A 13,150-nucleotide genomic window follows, 5' to 3' on the forward strand; every position below is an offset into this window, starting at 1 on the left:
GATAACGATTCGGGCAAAGGGGATAACGACTTGGGGCCGAAGCCACCATGAGTGACACACGATCGCGGCGGGTACTCCAAGGTTGAAGTTACGTATCCGTCAAGGGCGACGGGTATCGGCGACCAGGGGAGAAGGCATGAAATCTGTGCCGAACGACCGCAAGCCGTCCGCGCAGCAGCGGAACGGGACACCGATCGTCCAATACCGTTCGGGTGCGAGGCTCGCGGGGCCGAGTATCGAATCCCAGGTTCTCTACCAGGCATGCAGGTGGTTTCTCCGGCCTGTGGTGCGGATGGCCCCGATCAACGAATCGGCGATTCGCAGGGCCGCGCTGCTGGACATGGCGGCGGGGATCCGTCCGGCTTCCGGTATCCGCCGCCAGAAGGTGCGACTGCCCGGATTCGACGCGGAGATCGTGCGCGCGCCGGGGGTGTCACCGGATCTCGGTGACGGGGTCGTCCTCTATCTGCACGGCGGCGGGTTCCTGTGCTGCGGGCTGAACACGCATCGGCCGGTGGTCGCGACGATCGCGAAGCTGACCCGGCTGCCGGTGATGCACGTCGGCTACCGGCAACTGCCCGACACGAACATCAGCGGTTCGGTCGACGACTGCCTGACGGCGTACAAGTGGTTGCTGGAGAACGGAGCCCGCGCGGGCGGGACGGTGTTCGCCGGTGACTCGGCGGGTGGGTTCCTCGTCTTCGCGACCGCGCTGAAGGCGCGCGAGGAGGGCGTCGATCTGCCCGCGGGCCTGGTCGGACTGTCCCCGCTGCTGGACCTGGACTGCGCGGACAAGCTGGTGCACGCCAATGCGGCCCGCGACGTGTTCGCGCCAGTGGAGGCGCTCGTCACCATCGGCAAGCTCGGCGGCGAGGTGGACGGCGTGCTCGACCCCGCGCTGTCACCCGTGAACGGCGCTCTCGAGGGTCTGCCGCCTGCGCTGCTGGTCGCTGCGGAAGGCGAGGTGCTGCGGTCGGATTCGGAGCTGATGGCGTATCGGCTGAGCGCTGCGGGTGTTGCGACGACGCTGCAGATCTGGGACGGCCAGGTGCACGCGTTCCCGGCGTTGTGGCCCGGGCTGCCGGAAAGCCGTGCGGTGCTTCGGCGTATCGCGCGTTTCGTCGCGTCGCGTGTGCGGCCGGAGGACGGTGTCGCCCGGGACAAGACCGCCTGACTACCGCGGCGGGCCCTTCTCGAGCACGATCGTCGTCGATCGCTGTCGGCCGGTCTCGTCGAACCAGCGCAGCGCGACCTCGTCGCCGGGGTGCCGTGCGATCATGCGTTCGCTGAGATCGTCCGAGGACCCGACGGGTGTTCCGTCGAATTCGGTGATGACGTCCCCGATCTCGATGCCTGCGTCGTCGGCGGGAGTGCCGATGCTGACCCAGAGCACTTCGGCGCCCCGATCGTCGTCGGTGACGCTGATCCCGAGGAGCGGGGTGTCGCCGATGTGCACGGTGGCGGACGTGGTTCCGGCGCGGACCTGATCGACGATCGTCATCGCGGTGTCGATGGGCACCGCATACGATTTCGGCTGGGCGGGAGCGGGTTTCGCGGGGTCGGAGTCGGCGTTGCCCGCGGTGTTGACGCCGATGACGGCGGCGGTGGCGTCGACGAGGGGTCCGCCGGAGTCGCCGGGACGTACGGCCGCATCGATCTGGATCAGCCCGTTCAGCCGGTTCCGGGAACCGTCGGTGGAACTGCGGGCGGTGATCGTCTGCCCGACGTCGGTCACGAACCCGCGGGCCGCCACCGGAACTCCGCCTCCCTCCGCGTTACCCACCGCGGTCACCGGGTCACCGATGCCGATGGTGGTGTCCTTCGCGAGGGTCGCCACCGGGAGGTCGCCCGCGCCCTGGAGCCGGAGTACCGCGACGTCGCGGGAACTGTCGTACCCGAGGACGTCCGCGACGTACTCCGCACCGTTGCCCAGGCTCACCGCGCTGATGTCGAGGGCACCGTCGATCACGTGATGGTTGGTGAGGACGACGCCGTCGGGGGTGAGCACGATCCCCGTTCCCGCGGTTTCGACGAGACCCGAATCCGCGACGAGCGTGACGATCGCCGGGATCACCGTGGCCTCGACCTCCGTCGGGGTCAGGACCACGGGCGGCGGCGGAGGAGGCGCGGCGGGCTGGGCGACCGTCGCCGCAGGCGGTCCCGGTTCGCGGACCGGTGGTGCGCTCAGCAGCAGGCTGCCGATCACTGCCGTGGCCACGGCGAGGACCGTTGCGGCGCGGGGCATCGTCATGCCGGTTGTCGTCGTCGCGGAGTCGGTTCAGGGCTGTTTCAGCGACCCCCAGCCGTGCCAGGTGTCGATCTCGATCCAGGCGCTGACCCGTTTCCGGTCGCGGACGGGGTACGGCTTGCCGGTGTAGTGCGTGGCGAGGCGGTCGATGTCGGCCAGTTCGCCGTCGTCGACGAATTCGGTCACCCGGCCCTGGATGCTGACGTGGGTGATCCAGTCGTCGGGGTCCATCGCGGTGAGGCTGACGCGGGGGTCGCCGCGCATGTAGTCCAGGCGTCGGCGCTCGGCATCCATGTTGACCAGCACCTTGCCGTCCTCGAACAGGTACCAGGTGGCCACGGACACGGGCTGGCCGTCGGGTCGGACGCAGGCGATGGTGGCGTAATTGGGCCGAGCGAACATCTCGGCGGCTTTCGGGGTCAGAGGTGGCTTCGACATGTCCGAAAGATACTCCTGAGGCCGTCGGCCCTGTGCGTGGTTGGCGAGTCCAGGTCCTCGTCAACCCCGCACGGGGCAGGCGGCCTAACGCCGGTCCCGGAACCGGGGTTCGCGCTTGTCCTTGCGTGCGGCGGTGGCCTCCTCGAAGTTGTCGGTCAGCAGCCGCACGAGCAGCTGCCCGAGACCCTCCTGGTGGATGTGGGCTTCGAGTGAGGCGGCGTCGAGCCCGGACCACAGCGTGCGCTTCGTCAGTTCCAGGCCGGGCCGGGAGAACCTGGACATGCGCTCGGCGAGGTCGAAGCATTCGTCCAGGAGGTCCTCGCCGGGCACGCACCGCGACACGAGTCCGATCCGCTCGGCCTCGTCGGCGTGCACGTCCCGCCCGGACAGCATGATCTCGAACGCCCGGGACGATCCGACCGCCCGGGGCAGCAGGTAGCTCAGGCCCAGCTCGCTCGCGGTCAGGCCGTTGTTGATGCCCGCCGCCCGGAAGTAGGCGTCGTCCGCCGCGATCCGGATGTCGGAGGCGAGCGCCAGGCACAGGCCGCCGCCGATGGCCGCGCCGTTGACGGCGCTGATCACCGGCTGGTGCATCCGGCGCAGCGAGAGCACCACGTTGTCGAGCATCTCCATGGCCCGCAGGGCGACGGTCGGCGGGGTGAGGCCGTCGACGTGGGGGAGCGTGCCCGCGGATCTCTGGTCGGCGCCGGAGCAGAAGCCGCGGCCCGCGCCGGTGATCACCACCGCGCGCACCGCGTTGTCGTTGCTGATCTCCTCCAGTGCGTCGCGGAACGGGATCATCACGTCGAACGCCATCGCATTCATGCGTTCCGGGCGGTTGAGCGTCACCAGGGCGATGCCCGGCCGGGGATGGTCGACGACGACGAAGTTCACGCCCTCGATACTAGAACACGTTTCAATTCTCTGGATCGATTTGTGGTCGCGGACGCCCGGGGGCGACCGTGCGCGCGAGGATACCGAGCGTCGCGCGCAGAGCGGCCTCGGAAATCACCGGGAAGATCCCGGACTCCCGCCACACCGGGTCGATGGACGACCAGTCGTAGAACGACGTCACCATCGTTCCCTCGTCGATCGGCTCGAGTCGGTAGCCGTACACGTGCCCGATCTGCGGCCGGATCTGCCCGAGGACCTTCCAGGAGATCTCCCGGTCGGGCACGAACGTCTCGATCGTCACCGTCACGTCGTAGAGACCGAGGTCGAAGTCGTTCAACGCGTCGCGGTCCATGTGCACGACGAACGTGTCGCCGGCCGCCGTGACGCGGTCCCCTTCCGCGGACATCAGCATCCCGGAACTGTCGATCGCCACATGTCCCTCGGGATCGCAGAGCAGGCCGAAGATCGTCGCCGGGTCCGCGGCGACAGCCCGCCGGACCTCCAACCGCTCGCCGGTGTCAGTTGTCATGTCCGCATCCTGCCACCCCATGTGAGTGCCATCGAGTGCTCGGGCACGCAAAAACACTCACATGGGGAAGGTGGGCAGGACTCCGGCGTCCATGGCCTGTTTCAGAGACGGTGCGGCCGAATCCTTCTCGGACAGCTGGAAGGTCAGCGGGTTGCCGTCCCGGCCCACCGTGGGCCAGTCGATTCCCAGTTCGGGATCGAGTGGATGGAGGTCGTGATCGAGGGCCGGGGTGTACTCGATCGAGCACAGGTACATCACGGTCGACGCGTCCTCGAGGGACAGGATCGCGTGGCCTACACCGGCCGGGAGGTAGACGGCGCGGCGGTCGGCGTCGTCGATGAGCACCGAATCCCACTGCCCGAACATCGGCGACCCGACGCGCAGGTCGACGATCACGTCGAGGAACGCACCCTTGACGCACGTGACGTATTTCGCCTGTCCGGGCGGGTTGTCGGTGAAGTGGATGCCGCGCAGGACACCGGCGGCGGACACCGAGCAGTTGGCCTGCGCGAGTTCGAGACTGTGCCCGACGGCGGCCTCGAACTCCGAGCCCTTGAACCATTCGAGGAACACGCCGCGGTCGTCGCCGAACTGCCTCGGGGTGATCTCCCAGGCGCCCGGAACCTTCAGTTCCCGATACTCCACGTCACCAGTCCTTGCCGCGTTCGAGAAGTTCGAGGAGATAGTCGCCGTATCCCGACTTGCCGAGAGTCTCGGCGCGGGCACACAATTCGGCGTCGGTGATGAACCCGCGGCGCCACGCGACCTCTTCCGGGACGCCGATCTTCAGCCCCTGCCGGTGTTCGAGCGTGCGCACGAAGTTCGACGCCTCGAGCAGTGAATCGACGGTGCCGGTGTCGAGCCACGCGGTTCCGCGGGGAAGCACCTCGACCTGCAGCCGTCCGGCCTGCAGGTACGCCTGGTTGACGTCGGTGATCTCGTACTCGCCGCGGTCCGACGGCTTCAGAACGCGCGCGATCGAGACGACGTCATTGTCGTAGAAGTACAGGCCGGGGATCGAGAAGTTCGACTTCGGGGTGGCGGGCTTCTCCTCGATGGACATCGCCCGGCCCGTGTCGTCGAATTCGACCACACCGTACGAACTGGGATCGGACACCCAGTAGGCGAACACGGCGCCGCCGTCGATGTTCTCGAAGCGGTTCAGCCGGGAACCGAGACCGGGGCCGTAGAAGATGTTGTCGCCGAGCACGAGGGACACGGACTCGTTGCCGATGTGGTCGGCACCGAGCACGAACGCCTGCGCCAGGCCGTTCGGTTCCTCCTGCACCTTGTACGTGAGGTTCACCCCGAACTGGGAGCCGTCGCCGAGGAGCCGGCGGAACTGCTCGGCGTCGTGCGGGGTGGTGATGACGAGGATGTCCCGGATGTTCGCCAGCATCAGGGTGGAGAGCGGGTAGTAGATCATCGGCTTGTCGTAGACCGGGACCAGTTGCTTGCTCACTCCGAGAGTGATCGGGTGCAATCGGGACCCGGTGCCCCCTGCCAGGATGATTCCGCGCATGTGCGCAGTGTTCCAGTGTTCGCGTCGGATAGAAACTCGGGCGCGACACTAGGGTGGGTGCACATGAGGCTTCTCGTGACAGGCGGCGCCGGGTTCATCGGTGCGAACTTCGTGCACCAGACGGTGGCCGAGCGCCCGGACGTGCAGGTGACGGTGCTCGACGCGCTGACGTACGCCGGCAACCGGCAGTCGCTCGACCCGGTGGCCGACCGCATCGAGTTCGTGCACGGCGACGTGGCGGATTTCGCGCTGGTGGACCGTCTGGTCGCCGGCTCGGACGCGGTGGTCCACTTCGCCGCGGAATCGCACAACGACAATTCGCTGGCCGATCCGACGCCGTTCGTGCAGACGAACGTGATGGGCACGTTCTCGCTGTTGCAGGCCGTCCGCGCCCACGACGTCCGGTATCACCACATCTCCACCGACGAGGTGTACGGCGACCTCGAACTGGACGACCCCGAGCGCTTCACCGAGTCGACCCCGTACAACCCGTCGAGCCCGTACTCGGCCACCAAGGCGTCCAGCGACCTCCTGGTGCGGGCCTGGGCGCGGTCGTTCGGGGTGCGGGCCACCCTGTCGAACTGTTCCAACAACTACGGCCCGTACCAGCACGTCGAGAAGTTCATTCCGCGCCAGATCACCAACCTGATCGACGGGGTGCGCCCCCGTCTGTACGGCAGCGGGAAGAACGTGCGCGACTGGATCCACGTCGACGACCACAACGCGGCCGTCTGGACGATCCTGGAGAAGGGGAGTCTCGGTCAGACGTATCTGATCGGCGCGGACGGCGAGGTCGATAACCGGACCGTCGTCGGAACGCTGCTCGAACTGTTCGGCCGCGACGCCGACGACCTCGACTTCGTCACGGACCGCCCGGGCCACGACCTGCGCTACGCGATCGATTCGACGCGGCTGCGCACCGAACTGGGCTGGACGCCGCAGTACAAGGATTTCCGCAGCGGGCTCGAGGCCACCGTGCGCTGGTACCGCGACAACGAGTCGTGGTGGCGGGCGCAGAAGGAATCCGCGGAGAAGGCGTACGCGGCCTCGGAATCCGTCATCGGCTGACGGTTCCGCGAAACGCCCACGCTCTCGCCGTCAGTGCGATGCGGCCTGCCTCGTCGCGCCTCGAGCGGGCATCGAGCAGGTCGCGAAGCTCGTCTCGGCGCACGGCGGGCAGCGACGCGCAATATCCGGGTGCCGGTCCCTGCCCGCCCAGAAACGGCCGCCAGAAATCGTCGAAGTCGGAGAACACGGTGGGCACGTCGAGTGGGTGCACCTCCGCCGCGGCCAGCCCTGCGGTGGACAGTGCGTCGCGGAGAGGCTGGGGCCGGCAGAGCGGGAAGCGGACGCCCTCGTCGAGGTCCGCGGCCGCCTCGTCGAGTTCGCGAGCGGCGTCCCAGAATGCGCGAATCATCTGCATTCCCTCGACGTAGTCCCACACGTACCCGGCGACCGTCCCGCCGGTTCGCGTCACTCGGCGCATCTCGGCGAGCCCGTCGATCGGATGGGGAACGAAATTGAGGACGAGCCCGGACACCACGCGGTCGAACTCGCCGTCCTCGGCGGGGATGGATTCGGCGGTGCCCGACCGGACGTCGAAGCGGGGATCGTCCGTGCCCGCCCGAGCCGCCGCCGCGAAGGGCTGCGACGGTTCGACGCCGACCACCCGGGCCGGATCCGCCGTGCGGAGAACGGTGTGGGCGAGGGCGCCCGTCCCGCAACCCACGTCGCACCATGCGCTGCCCGGGCCGGCGGCCAGCCACCGCAGGAACTGCGTCGCGACCGGCCGGCTCCAGCGGCCGATGTAGCGCTCGTACGCGGGATCGATCTCCCAGGCGTCCGTCATCGCGATCTCCTCAGGACGGCTGCGGTACCCGGGAATCCTCGTGGACGAGGGCGTTGCGCAGCGAACGCGAACCGGCGATCGCGGCGACGAAGCCGGCGAGCACCTCGCACAGCGTGAACACCAGGCGTGACGCGAGGGCCAGCCCGAGCGCGACCCCGCTGTCCATGAACGGGGACAGAGCCGCGACGACGACGGCCTCGCGGACCCCGATGCCGGACGGCGCGACGACCACCAGCACGCCGACGCACATGCCGAGGGCGATCGCGCCGATGCACTGCACCAGGGTGCCCGCCTCGAATCCCGCCGAGCTCGACGCGAGGAACCACAGATGCACGCCGTAGAGGACCCAGCTGACGGCGCACCAGCCGAGGGCCAGCCCGATCTTGTGCATGGTCAGCTGCCGCTGCAGCGGGGCCCGCCGCAGGATCCGCAGGGCCAGGTTCACCAGCCGGGTGAGGACCGGTGGGTAGCAGCAGACGAGCGCGATCGGGACGAGAACGATCACCGCGACCGCCGCGACGGTGCTGATGTGGAACAGGGCGGGCAGCGCCAGCAGCCCGACGACCAGCGCCGACGTGATGCTCAGCCCGACGGTGACGAGGACGGCGACGAATCCGTTGGCCCGCGACACCCCGGCCCGGCGCACGAGCTCGGTCTGGAGGACGAACGCCCACACGCTGCCCGGCAGATACTTGCCGAGCTGACCGACCAGGTAGCAGCGGGCGGCGTCGAAGGCGGGGATCGGGTGTTCGAGGGCGCCGAGCGCGTGCTGCCACGCGCGCACCGCCGCGCCCATGCCGAGGAAGACGAACACCGCGGAGACGGCGAGCGCCCACCAGTCCAGCTGGGTGATCGTGTCCCTGACCTCGGCCCACTGCGATTTCACGGCGAACACGACGGCGACGGCGATCGCGAGGGTGACGAGGATCCGCAGCGCGTTCATCAGGACGGCGCGACCGCCGCGGTCGGGGACAATCTCGGGATCGGCGTCCACGAGGACCACCCCCTCACCGGCAGTGCGCTGCGGCAGTGCAGCGTTCGTTTCCGACGATAGCAATCGGAGGGCGCCGGATCAGGAAACGAGCGGTTTCACCGCCAGCTCCCGCCACCAGGCGAACGCGTCGGCGAGCGAGTTCGGGAGTTCCGCGTCGGTGTCGAGCCGCCCCGAGGCATACACCTTCGCCACCGCCGTGATGTCCCGGTCGGCGATCCCGGCGCGGCTCATGCCCACCCGGTTGGTGCCGCGAAGGGCGGCGGGGTTGCCGAACACCGTGGCGAACGGCGGAATGTCCTTGGCGACGACCGATCCCATTCCGACCATCGCCCGCGCACCGATCACCCGCCGCTGATGCACCACCGCGCTCATACCGAGATTGACGCCGTCGCCGAGAGTCACGTGACCGCCGAGGGTGCTGGACGGCGAGAGGACACAGTCGTCGCCGATCCGGACGTCGTGCTCGACGGACGTGTGGTTCATGACGAATCCGCCGCGCCCGATGGTCGTCGGCCGCTCGGCCCCCTGCTGGACGGCGCTCATCTCCCGGATCACGGTGCCCGCGCCGATCACGACCCCCTGATGCGGACTGATCTCCGTCCACGTGCGGGGATGCGTCTTCCCGATCCACTCCGGCGGCGCCCCGAGCGTCGCGTGCGCGCCGATCCAGCAGTCGTCGCCGATGTCGAGCGGGCCGGTGAGGACGGCATACGGTCCGATGCTCACCCGGTCCCCGATCGTGACGCCGTCGCCTATCACGACGGTCGGGTGGATCTCGCAGTTTTCACCGATGGTCATGAAAGTTGGCGATTCCTTCCAGGAGCCGTGCAGACCGTGGGAACCTTCAAGAGGGTGCAATCTGTGAAGACGGTGTGAACGCACGTCAATCTATCGGAGGAACCGTGATCGCGATCTCGAGTATCTCTTTCGGAGAGGACGTCGAGCGCGAGGTTCTCGACACCCTGCGATCAGGGATGGTCGCGCAGGGACCGAAGGTCGCGAGGTTCGAGGACGGGTTCGCCGAACTCGTCGGCACTCGGCACGCCGTGGCCGTCAACAGCGGCACCACCGCGCTGATCGCGGCGCTGCGGGTGCTGGACCTCCAACCGGGCGACGAGGTGCTCACCACCCCGTTCACGTTCGTGGCCACGCTCAACGCGATTCTCGACTCCGGCGCGACGGCCCGGTTCGCCGACATCGGGGCTGCCGATTTCGCACTCGACGCCGACATCGTGTCGCAGTGCGTGAACGAGCGCACCCGGGTGCTGATGCCGGTGCATCTGTACGGGCAGACCGCGGACATGGGTGCGCTGATGCCGTTGGCCGAGACCCGGGGACTCGCCGTCGTCGAGGACGCCGCGCAGGCGCACGGTGCCACGTTCGACGGCAAGGGTGCGGGCAGTTTCGGGCTCGGCTGCTTCTCGTTCTACGCCACCAAGAATCTCACCACCGCCGAGGGCGGCATGGTCACGACGGACGACGACGCGGTGGCCGACCGGTTGCGGGTGCTGCGGAATCAGGGCATGCGACGCCGCTACGAGTACGAGATGGCGGGCCAGAACTTCCGGATGACGGATCTGCAGGCCAGTCTCGGGTTGCCGCAACTGGGTTCCTATCTACAGCAGGTGGAGTCGCGCCGGCGCAACGCCGAGGCGCTGCGGACCGGTCTGAAGGACGTCGAAGGTCTCGTTCTGCCTTCGGAACTCGCGGGCCGCGGACACGTGTGGCACCAGTTCACCGTGATCCTCGCACCCGATGCGCCGATCGACCGCGACACCCTCGCGCAGCGTCTGGGAGATCGGGGGGTCGGCAGCGGTGTCTACTACCCGAGAACCGTCTACGACTACGACTGCTACCGCGAGCATCCCCGGGTGATCATCTCGCCCACGCCGGTCGCGACGTCCGTGGCCCGCCGGTGCCTGAGCATTCCCGTCCACGCCGCGCTCTCCACCGACGACGTCGACCGGATCGTCGCCGCGGTGCGCGAGGCGATGGAGGCATGATGACGTCCACGCGACCGCGGATCGCGCTCATCGGATCCGGCAGGATGGGTTCGCTGCACGCCCGCGTTCTCGCGCAGTCCTCGCTGTGTGACCTCGCCCTGCTCGTGGAACCGCGGGAGGAACACGGGCGGGAGGTCGCCGCACGGTTCGACACCGAATGGGCTGCGGATTTCGACGAACTGGACGGCATCGACGCCGCCGTCGTCGCGGCGGCGACACCCGCCCACTACGAGTTGGCGGGCCGCGTCCTCGACCTCGGCAAGCCGGTGCTCGTCGAAAAGCCGCTCGCCGCAACGTACGAGGAGAGCACGGATCTGGTGAAACGTGCCGCCGCGACGGGTGTCCCGCTGATGTGCGGCCTGCTCGAGCGATTCAATCCGGCGGTCCGGACGGCCCGCGAATTCGCCGGTGACGTTTGGCAGGTCAACGGAATCCGGCACTCGCCGTTCGTCTCCCGCATCCCCACCGGCGTCGCGACCGACCTGCTGATCCACGACGTCGACCTCGCGATCGGTTTCGTCGGATCACCACCCGTCGGCGTGAAGGCCGAATTCGGGTACTTCCACGACAGTTCGCGGCGCAACGAGGCCGAGGACTGCGCGGAGGCAGTGCTGCGTTTCGAATCCGGTGCGGTGGCCACCATCTCGGCCAGCCGGGTGAGTCAGCGGAAGGTCCGGCAGCTGTCGCTGCTGGAGCCGGACCGCCTGATCGAGATCGACCTCCTGCGCCGCGACATCACCATCTACCGGCACATCGACGACGACCTGCCCGCCGACCGCGACGGCTACAAGCAGCAGACGGTGATCGAGATCCCCACCCTCCGCTACAGCGACGAACCCCTCGCCGCCCAGCTCGCGCATTACGTCGGACTGATCGGCGGCGAGGGGGAGGCCGATGCGGAGCGCGACTCGATACTGCCCGCGCATCGCGTGGTCCACGAGGCGACGGTGTCGGCTACCGGCTGAGCGCTCCGGCGACCGCCAGGCGGGTGTCGTCCATGACGAGATCGGCGTTGATAGCTGCCGCGGCGCTCAGGCCGGCTCCGGCGGCGACGATCACCTGCGCCTTCGGGTCTGCGACGTTGCCCGCCACCCACACCCCCGGAACCGCGGTGGCGCCGGTCGCGTCGGAGGCGACGGCGGTGCCGATCACGTGTCCGGCCATCTCCATCTCGGTGGTGTCCAGGCCGAGGCTCGTAAGGAAGTCGGCGCGGGCCCTGAACACGGGCGGGACCACCACGGCGGTGAGGGAGAAGACCTGACCCGTGCGCAGCCGGACACCGGTCAGCCGGTCGTCCTGCACCTCGAGCCCGGCCACACCGCCGTCGATCACGGCGATACCGCGTGCGGCGAGCTGCTCGTACTCCTCGCCGGTGGGTTCGTCCGCGTCGTTCAGGAACAGCGTCACGTTCTCGGTCCACTGCCGCCACATCAGCGCCTGGTGCACCGCCAGCGGACTGCCGGCGAGGACGCCGACCGGCTGGTCTCGGACCTCCCAGCCGTGGCAGTACGGGCAGTGCAGGACGTCGCGTCCCCATCGCTCGGCCACCCCGAGGGTGTCGGGGAGCACGTCGACGAGGCCGGTGGTCACGAGCAGTCTCCGCGCCCGCACGGTCGCGCCGTCGGCGAGTGTCACCCGGAACTGGCCGTCCCCGATCTTGTCTGCGGACGTGACGGTGCCGGTCACGATCTCGCCGCCGTACCCGGCGACCTCCTCGCGTCCGATGGCCAGTAGTTCGCCGGGAGGGGTGCCCTCTCGGCCGAGATAGTTGTGAATGTGCCCGGCCGGTGCGTTGCGCGGGGCGCCCGCGTCGATCACGAGCACCGAGCGGCGTGCCCGCGACAGGGCCAGTGCCCCGCCGAGTCCGGCCGCGCCGCCACCGACGACCACTACGTCGTAACTGTCTTCCATCGCGTTCTCCTTCGTTCGTCGACCTCGTGACGTCCACTGTCCGGTGAGGCCGCGAAGCTGGCAAGCAAGTTTGCCGCTGTGGCAACATGGTGGGTGTGAACGACGTACCCGATCTGGACGGCGTCCTCGACGCCGTGGGACCGCGGCTGAAAGCACTCCGGCAGCAGCGCGGTGCCACCCTCGCCCAGCTTTCCGAGTCCACCGGGATCTCGGTGAGCACCCTGTCGCGGCTCGAGTCCGGCCAGCGGAAACCCACCCTCGAGCTGATGCTCCTGCTGGCCCGCGCCCACCAGCTGCCCCTGGACGAACTCGTCGACGCACCCGCCACCGGCGACCCCCGCGTCCATCTGCGACCCCTCGAGCGCAACGGCTCGACGATCATCCCGCTGACGCGCAGGCCCGGCGGGATCCAGGCGTTCAAGCACGTGATCCCACCGGGTGACCCGAACGGCGTCCCGAACCTGCAGGTCCACGAGGGCTACGAATGGCTGTACGTCCTGTCCGGCCGGCTGCGACTGCTGCTCGGCGAACACGACGTGATCCTGACGCCGGGGGAGGTCGCGGAGTTCGACACCCACGTCCCGCACTGGTTCGGCAACCCCGGACCGCAACCGGCGGAGATCCTCAGCCTGTTCGGTCCCCAGGGCGAGCGGGCGCACGTCCGCACGGTCCCGCGGGGAACGGCAGTCGAGCGCGACCGTCGGTAGAATTCGCCCGGACCGGTGACGAGCGCTCCCTCCGAGGCGCAGGACGTGATGGGGA

15 protein-coding genes are annotated in these 13,150 nt (G+C 68.8%); 5 read left to right on the forward strand and 10 right to left on the reverse strand.

The features are described 5' to 3' along the window. Positions 1-136 precede the first annotated feature (136 nt). Complete coding sequence (locus HGB39_RS04695; protein ID WP_005565986.1) at positions 137-1,174, forward strand: alpha/beta hydrolase; 1,038 nt, start codon at positions 137-139, stop codon at positions 1,172-1,174. Here the strand turns inward: HGB39_RS04695 and HGB39_RS04700 are convergent, their stop codons facing one another. From HGB39_RS04700 to rfbA, 6 genes are all read right to left on the reverse strand, one after another. Beyond that, positions 1,175-2,251, reverse strand: a complete 1,077-nt coding sequence (locus tag HGB39_RS04700; RefSeq protein ID WP_005565987.1) for a S1C family serine protease — start codon at positions 2,249-2,251, stop codon at positions 1,175-1,177. 27 nt (positions 2,252-2,278) lie between these two features. Next, positions 2,279-2,686: a PPOX class F420-dependent oxidoreductase gene (locus HGB39_RS04705; protein ID WP_005253231.1), complete on the reverse strand. Its 408-nt coding sequence runs from the start codon at positions 2,684-2,686 to the stop codon at positions 2,279-2,281. Between the two features lie 84 nt (positions 2,687-2,770). Beyond that, a complete protein-coding gene (locus HGB39_RS04710; RefSeq protein ID WP_005565988.1) occupies positions 2,771-3,580 on the reverse strand; it encodes an enoyl-CoA hydratase in 810 nt (269 codons plus the stop codon). A 22-nt stretch (positions 3,581-3,602) separates the two neighbouring features. Beyond that, positions 3,603-4,109, reverse strand: coding sequence for an SRPBCC family protein (locus tag HGB39_RS04715; protein ID WP_043789429.1), 507 nt, complete (start codon positions 4,107-4,109; stop codon positions 3,603-3,605). Positions 4,110-4,166: 57 nt separating this feature from the next. Then, entirely contained in the window at positions 4,167-4,754 is a 588-nt protein-coding gene (locus HGB39_RS04720) for a dTDP-4-dehydrorhamnose 3,5-epimerase family protein (protein WP_005565990.1), read from the reverse strand. A 1-nt stretch (position 4,755) separates the two neighbouring features. Further along, positions 4,756-5,631, reverse strand: coding sequence for a glucose-1-phosphate thymidylyltransferase RfbA (rfbA, locus tag HGB39_RS04725; protein WP_005565991.1), 876 nt, complete (start codon positions 5,629-5,631; stop codon positions 4,756-4,758). Positions 5,632-5,694: 63 nt separating this feature from the next. Between rfbA and rfbB the strand changes: the two genes are divergently transcribed. Beyond that, positions 5,695-6,699 (forward strand): dTDP-glucose 4,6-dehydratase, encoded by a 1,005-nt coding sequence (rfbB, locus tag HGB39_RS04730; protein WP_005565992.1) that lies wholly within the window; start codon positions 5,695-5,697, stop codon positions 6,697-6,699. On the opposite strand, the gene HGB39_RS04735 is transcribed toward rfbB, so the two are convergent. From HGB39_RS04735 to HGB39_RS04745, 3 genes are all read right to left on the reverse strand, one after another. Then, positions 6,689-7,480, reverse strand: a complete 792-nt coding sequence (locus HGB39_RS04735; protein ID WP_064080282.1) for a class I SAM-dependent methyltransferase — start codon at positions 7,478-7,480, stop codon at positions 6,689-6,691. The genes rfbB and HGB39_RS04735 overlap by 11 nt on opposite strands. A gap of 10 nt (positions 7,481-7,490) precedes the next feature. Continuing rightward, positions 7,491-8,483: a lysylphosphatidylglycerol synthase transmembrane domain-containing protein gene (locus tag HGB39_RS04740; protein ID WP_005571176.1), complete on the reverse strand. Its 993-nt coding sequence runs from the start codon at positions 8,481-8,483 to the stop codon at positions 7,491-7,493. Positions 8,484-8,552: 69 nt separating this feature from the next. Further along, the gene (locus tag HGB39_RS04745) at positions 8,553-9,272 is read right to left on the reverse strand and encodes a DapH/DapD/GlmU-related protein (RefSeq protein ID WP_005571175.1); all 720 of its coding nucleotides are present in this window, start codon (positions 9,270-9,272) and stop codon (positions 8,553-8,555) included. A 104-nt stretch (positions 9,273-9,376) separates the two neighbouring features. Here HGB39_RS04745 and HGB39_RS04750 point away from each other — a divergent pair, with 104 nt between their 5' ends. Together HGB39_RS04750 and HGB39_RS04755 are read left to right on the forward strand one after the other, a co-directional pair. Next, positions 9,377-10,477, forward strand: a complete 1,101-nt coding sequence (locus HGB39_RS04750; protein WP_005571174.1) for a DegT/DnrJ/EryC1/StrS family aminotransferase — start codon at positions 9,377-9,379, stop codon at positions 10,475-10,477. Continuing rightward, positions 10,477-11,442 carry a Gfo/Idh/MocA family protein gene (locus HGB39_RS04755; protein ID WP_005571172.1) on the forward strand — a complete coding sequence of 322 codons (966 nt, stop codon included), beginning with the start codon at positions 10,477-10,479 and terminating at the stop codon, positions 11,440-11,442. The genes HGB39_RS04750 and HGB39_RS04755 overlap by 1 nt, the downstream gene beginning before the upstream one ends. On the opposite strand, the gene HGB39_RS04760 is transcribed toward HGB39_RS04755, so the two are convergent. Then, a complete protein-coding gene (locus tag HGB39_RS04760; RefSeq protein WP_005571170.1) occupies positions 11,432-12,388 on the reverse strand; it encodes an NAD(P)/FAD-dependent oxidoreductase in 957 nt (318 codons plus the stop codon). The two genes, HGB39_RS04755 and HGB39_RS04760, sit on opposite strands and share 11 nt — an antisense overlap. Before the next feature lie 86 nt (positions 12,389-12,474). Between HGB39_RS04760 and HGB39_RS04765 the strand changes: the two genes are divergently transcribed. After that, on the forward strand, positions 12,475-13,095 hold the full coding sequence (locus HGB39_RS04765) for a helix-turn-helix domain-containing protein (protein WP_005571169.1): 621 nt from the start codon (positions 12,475-12,477) through the stop codon (positions 13,093-13,095). The last annotated feature ends 55 nt before the right edge of the window (positions 13,096-13,150 follow it).

Origin of the sequence: Rhodococcus opacus, from assembly GCF_012396235.1 — a bacterium.
In the GTDB taxonomy this organism is placed as follows: domain Bacteria; phylum Actinomycetota; class Actinomycetes; order Mycobacteriales; family Mycobacteriaceae; genus Rhodococcus_F; species Rhodococcus_F opacus.

Excerpts from the sequence above, each read along its gene's own strand:
- HGB39_RS04695 (WP_005565986.1), top strand. The coding sequence starts at position 137 with ATGAAATCTGTGCCGAACGACCGCAAGCCGTCCGCGCAGCAGCGGAAC.
- HGB39_RS04700 (WP_005565987.1), bottom strand. The coding sequence starts at position 2,251 with ATGACGATGCCCCGCGCCGCAACGGTCCTCGCCGTGGCCACGGCAGTG.
- HGB39_RS04705 (WP_005253231.1), bottom strand. The coding sequence starts at position 2,686 with ATGTCGAAGCCACCTCTGACCCCGAAAGCCGCCGAGATGTTCGCTCGG.
- HGB39_RS04715 (WP_043789429.1), bottom strand. The coding sequence starts at position 4,109 with ATGACAACTGACACCGGCGAGCGGTTGGAGGTCCGGCGGGCTGTCGCC.
- rfbA (WP_005565991.1), bottom strand. The coding sequence starts at position 5,631 with ATGCGCGGAATCATCCTGGCAGGGGGCACCGGGTCCCGATTGCACCCG.
- rfbB (WP_005565992.1), top strand. The coding sequence starts at position 5,695 with ATGAGGCTTCTCGTGACAGGCGGCGCCGGGTTCATCGGTGCGAACTTC.
- HGB39_RS04735 (WP_064080282.1), bottom strand. The coding sequence starts at position 7,480 with ATGACGGACGCCTGGGAGATCGATCCCGCGTACGAGCGCTACATCGGC.
- HGB39_RS04745 (WP_005571175.1), bottom strand. The coding sequence starts at position 9,272 with ATGACCATCGGTGAAAACTGCGAGATCCACCCGACCGTCGTGATAGGC.
- HGB39_RS04755 (WP_005571172.1), top strand. The coding sequence starts at position 10,477 with ATGACGTCCACGCGACCGCGGATCGCGCTCATCGGATCCGGCAGGATG.
- HGB39_RS04760 (WP_005571170.1), bottom strand. The coding sequence starts at position 12,388 with ATGGAAGACAGTTACGACGTAGTGGTCGTCGGTGGCGGCGCGGCCGGA.
- HGB39_RS04765 (WP_005571169.1), top strand. The coding sequence starts at position 12,475 with ATGGTGGGTGTGAACGACGTACCCGATCTGGACGGCGTCCTCGACGCC.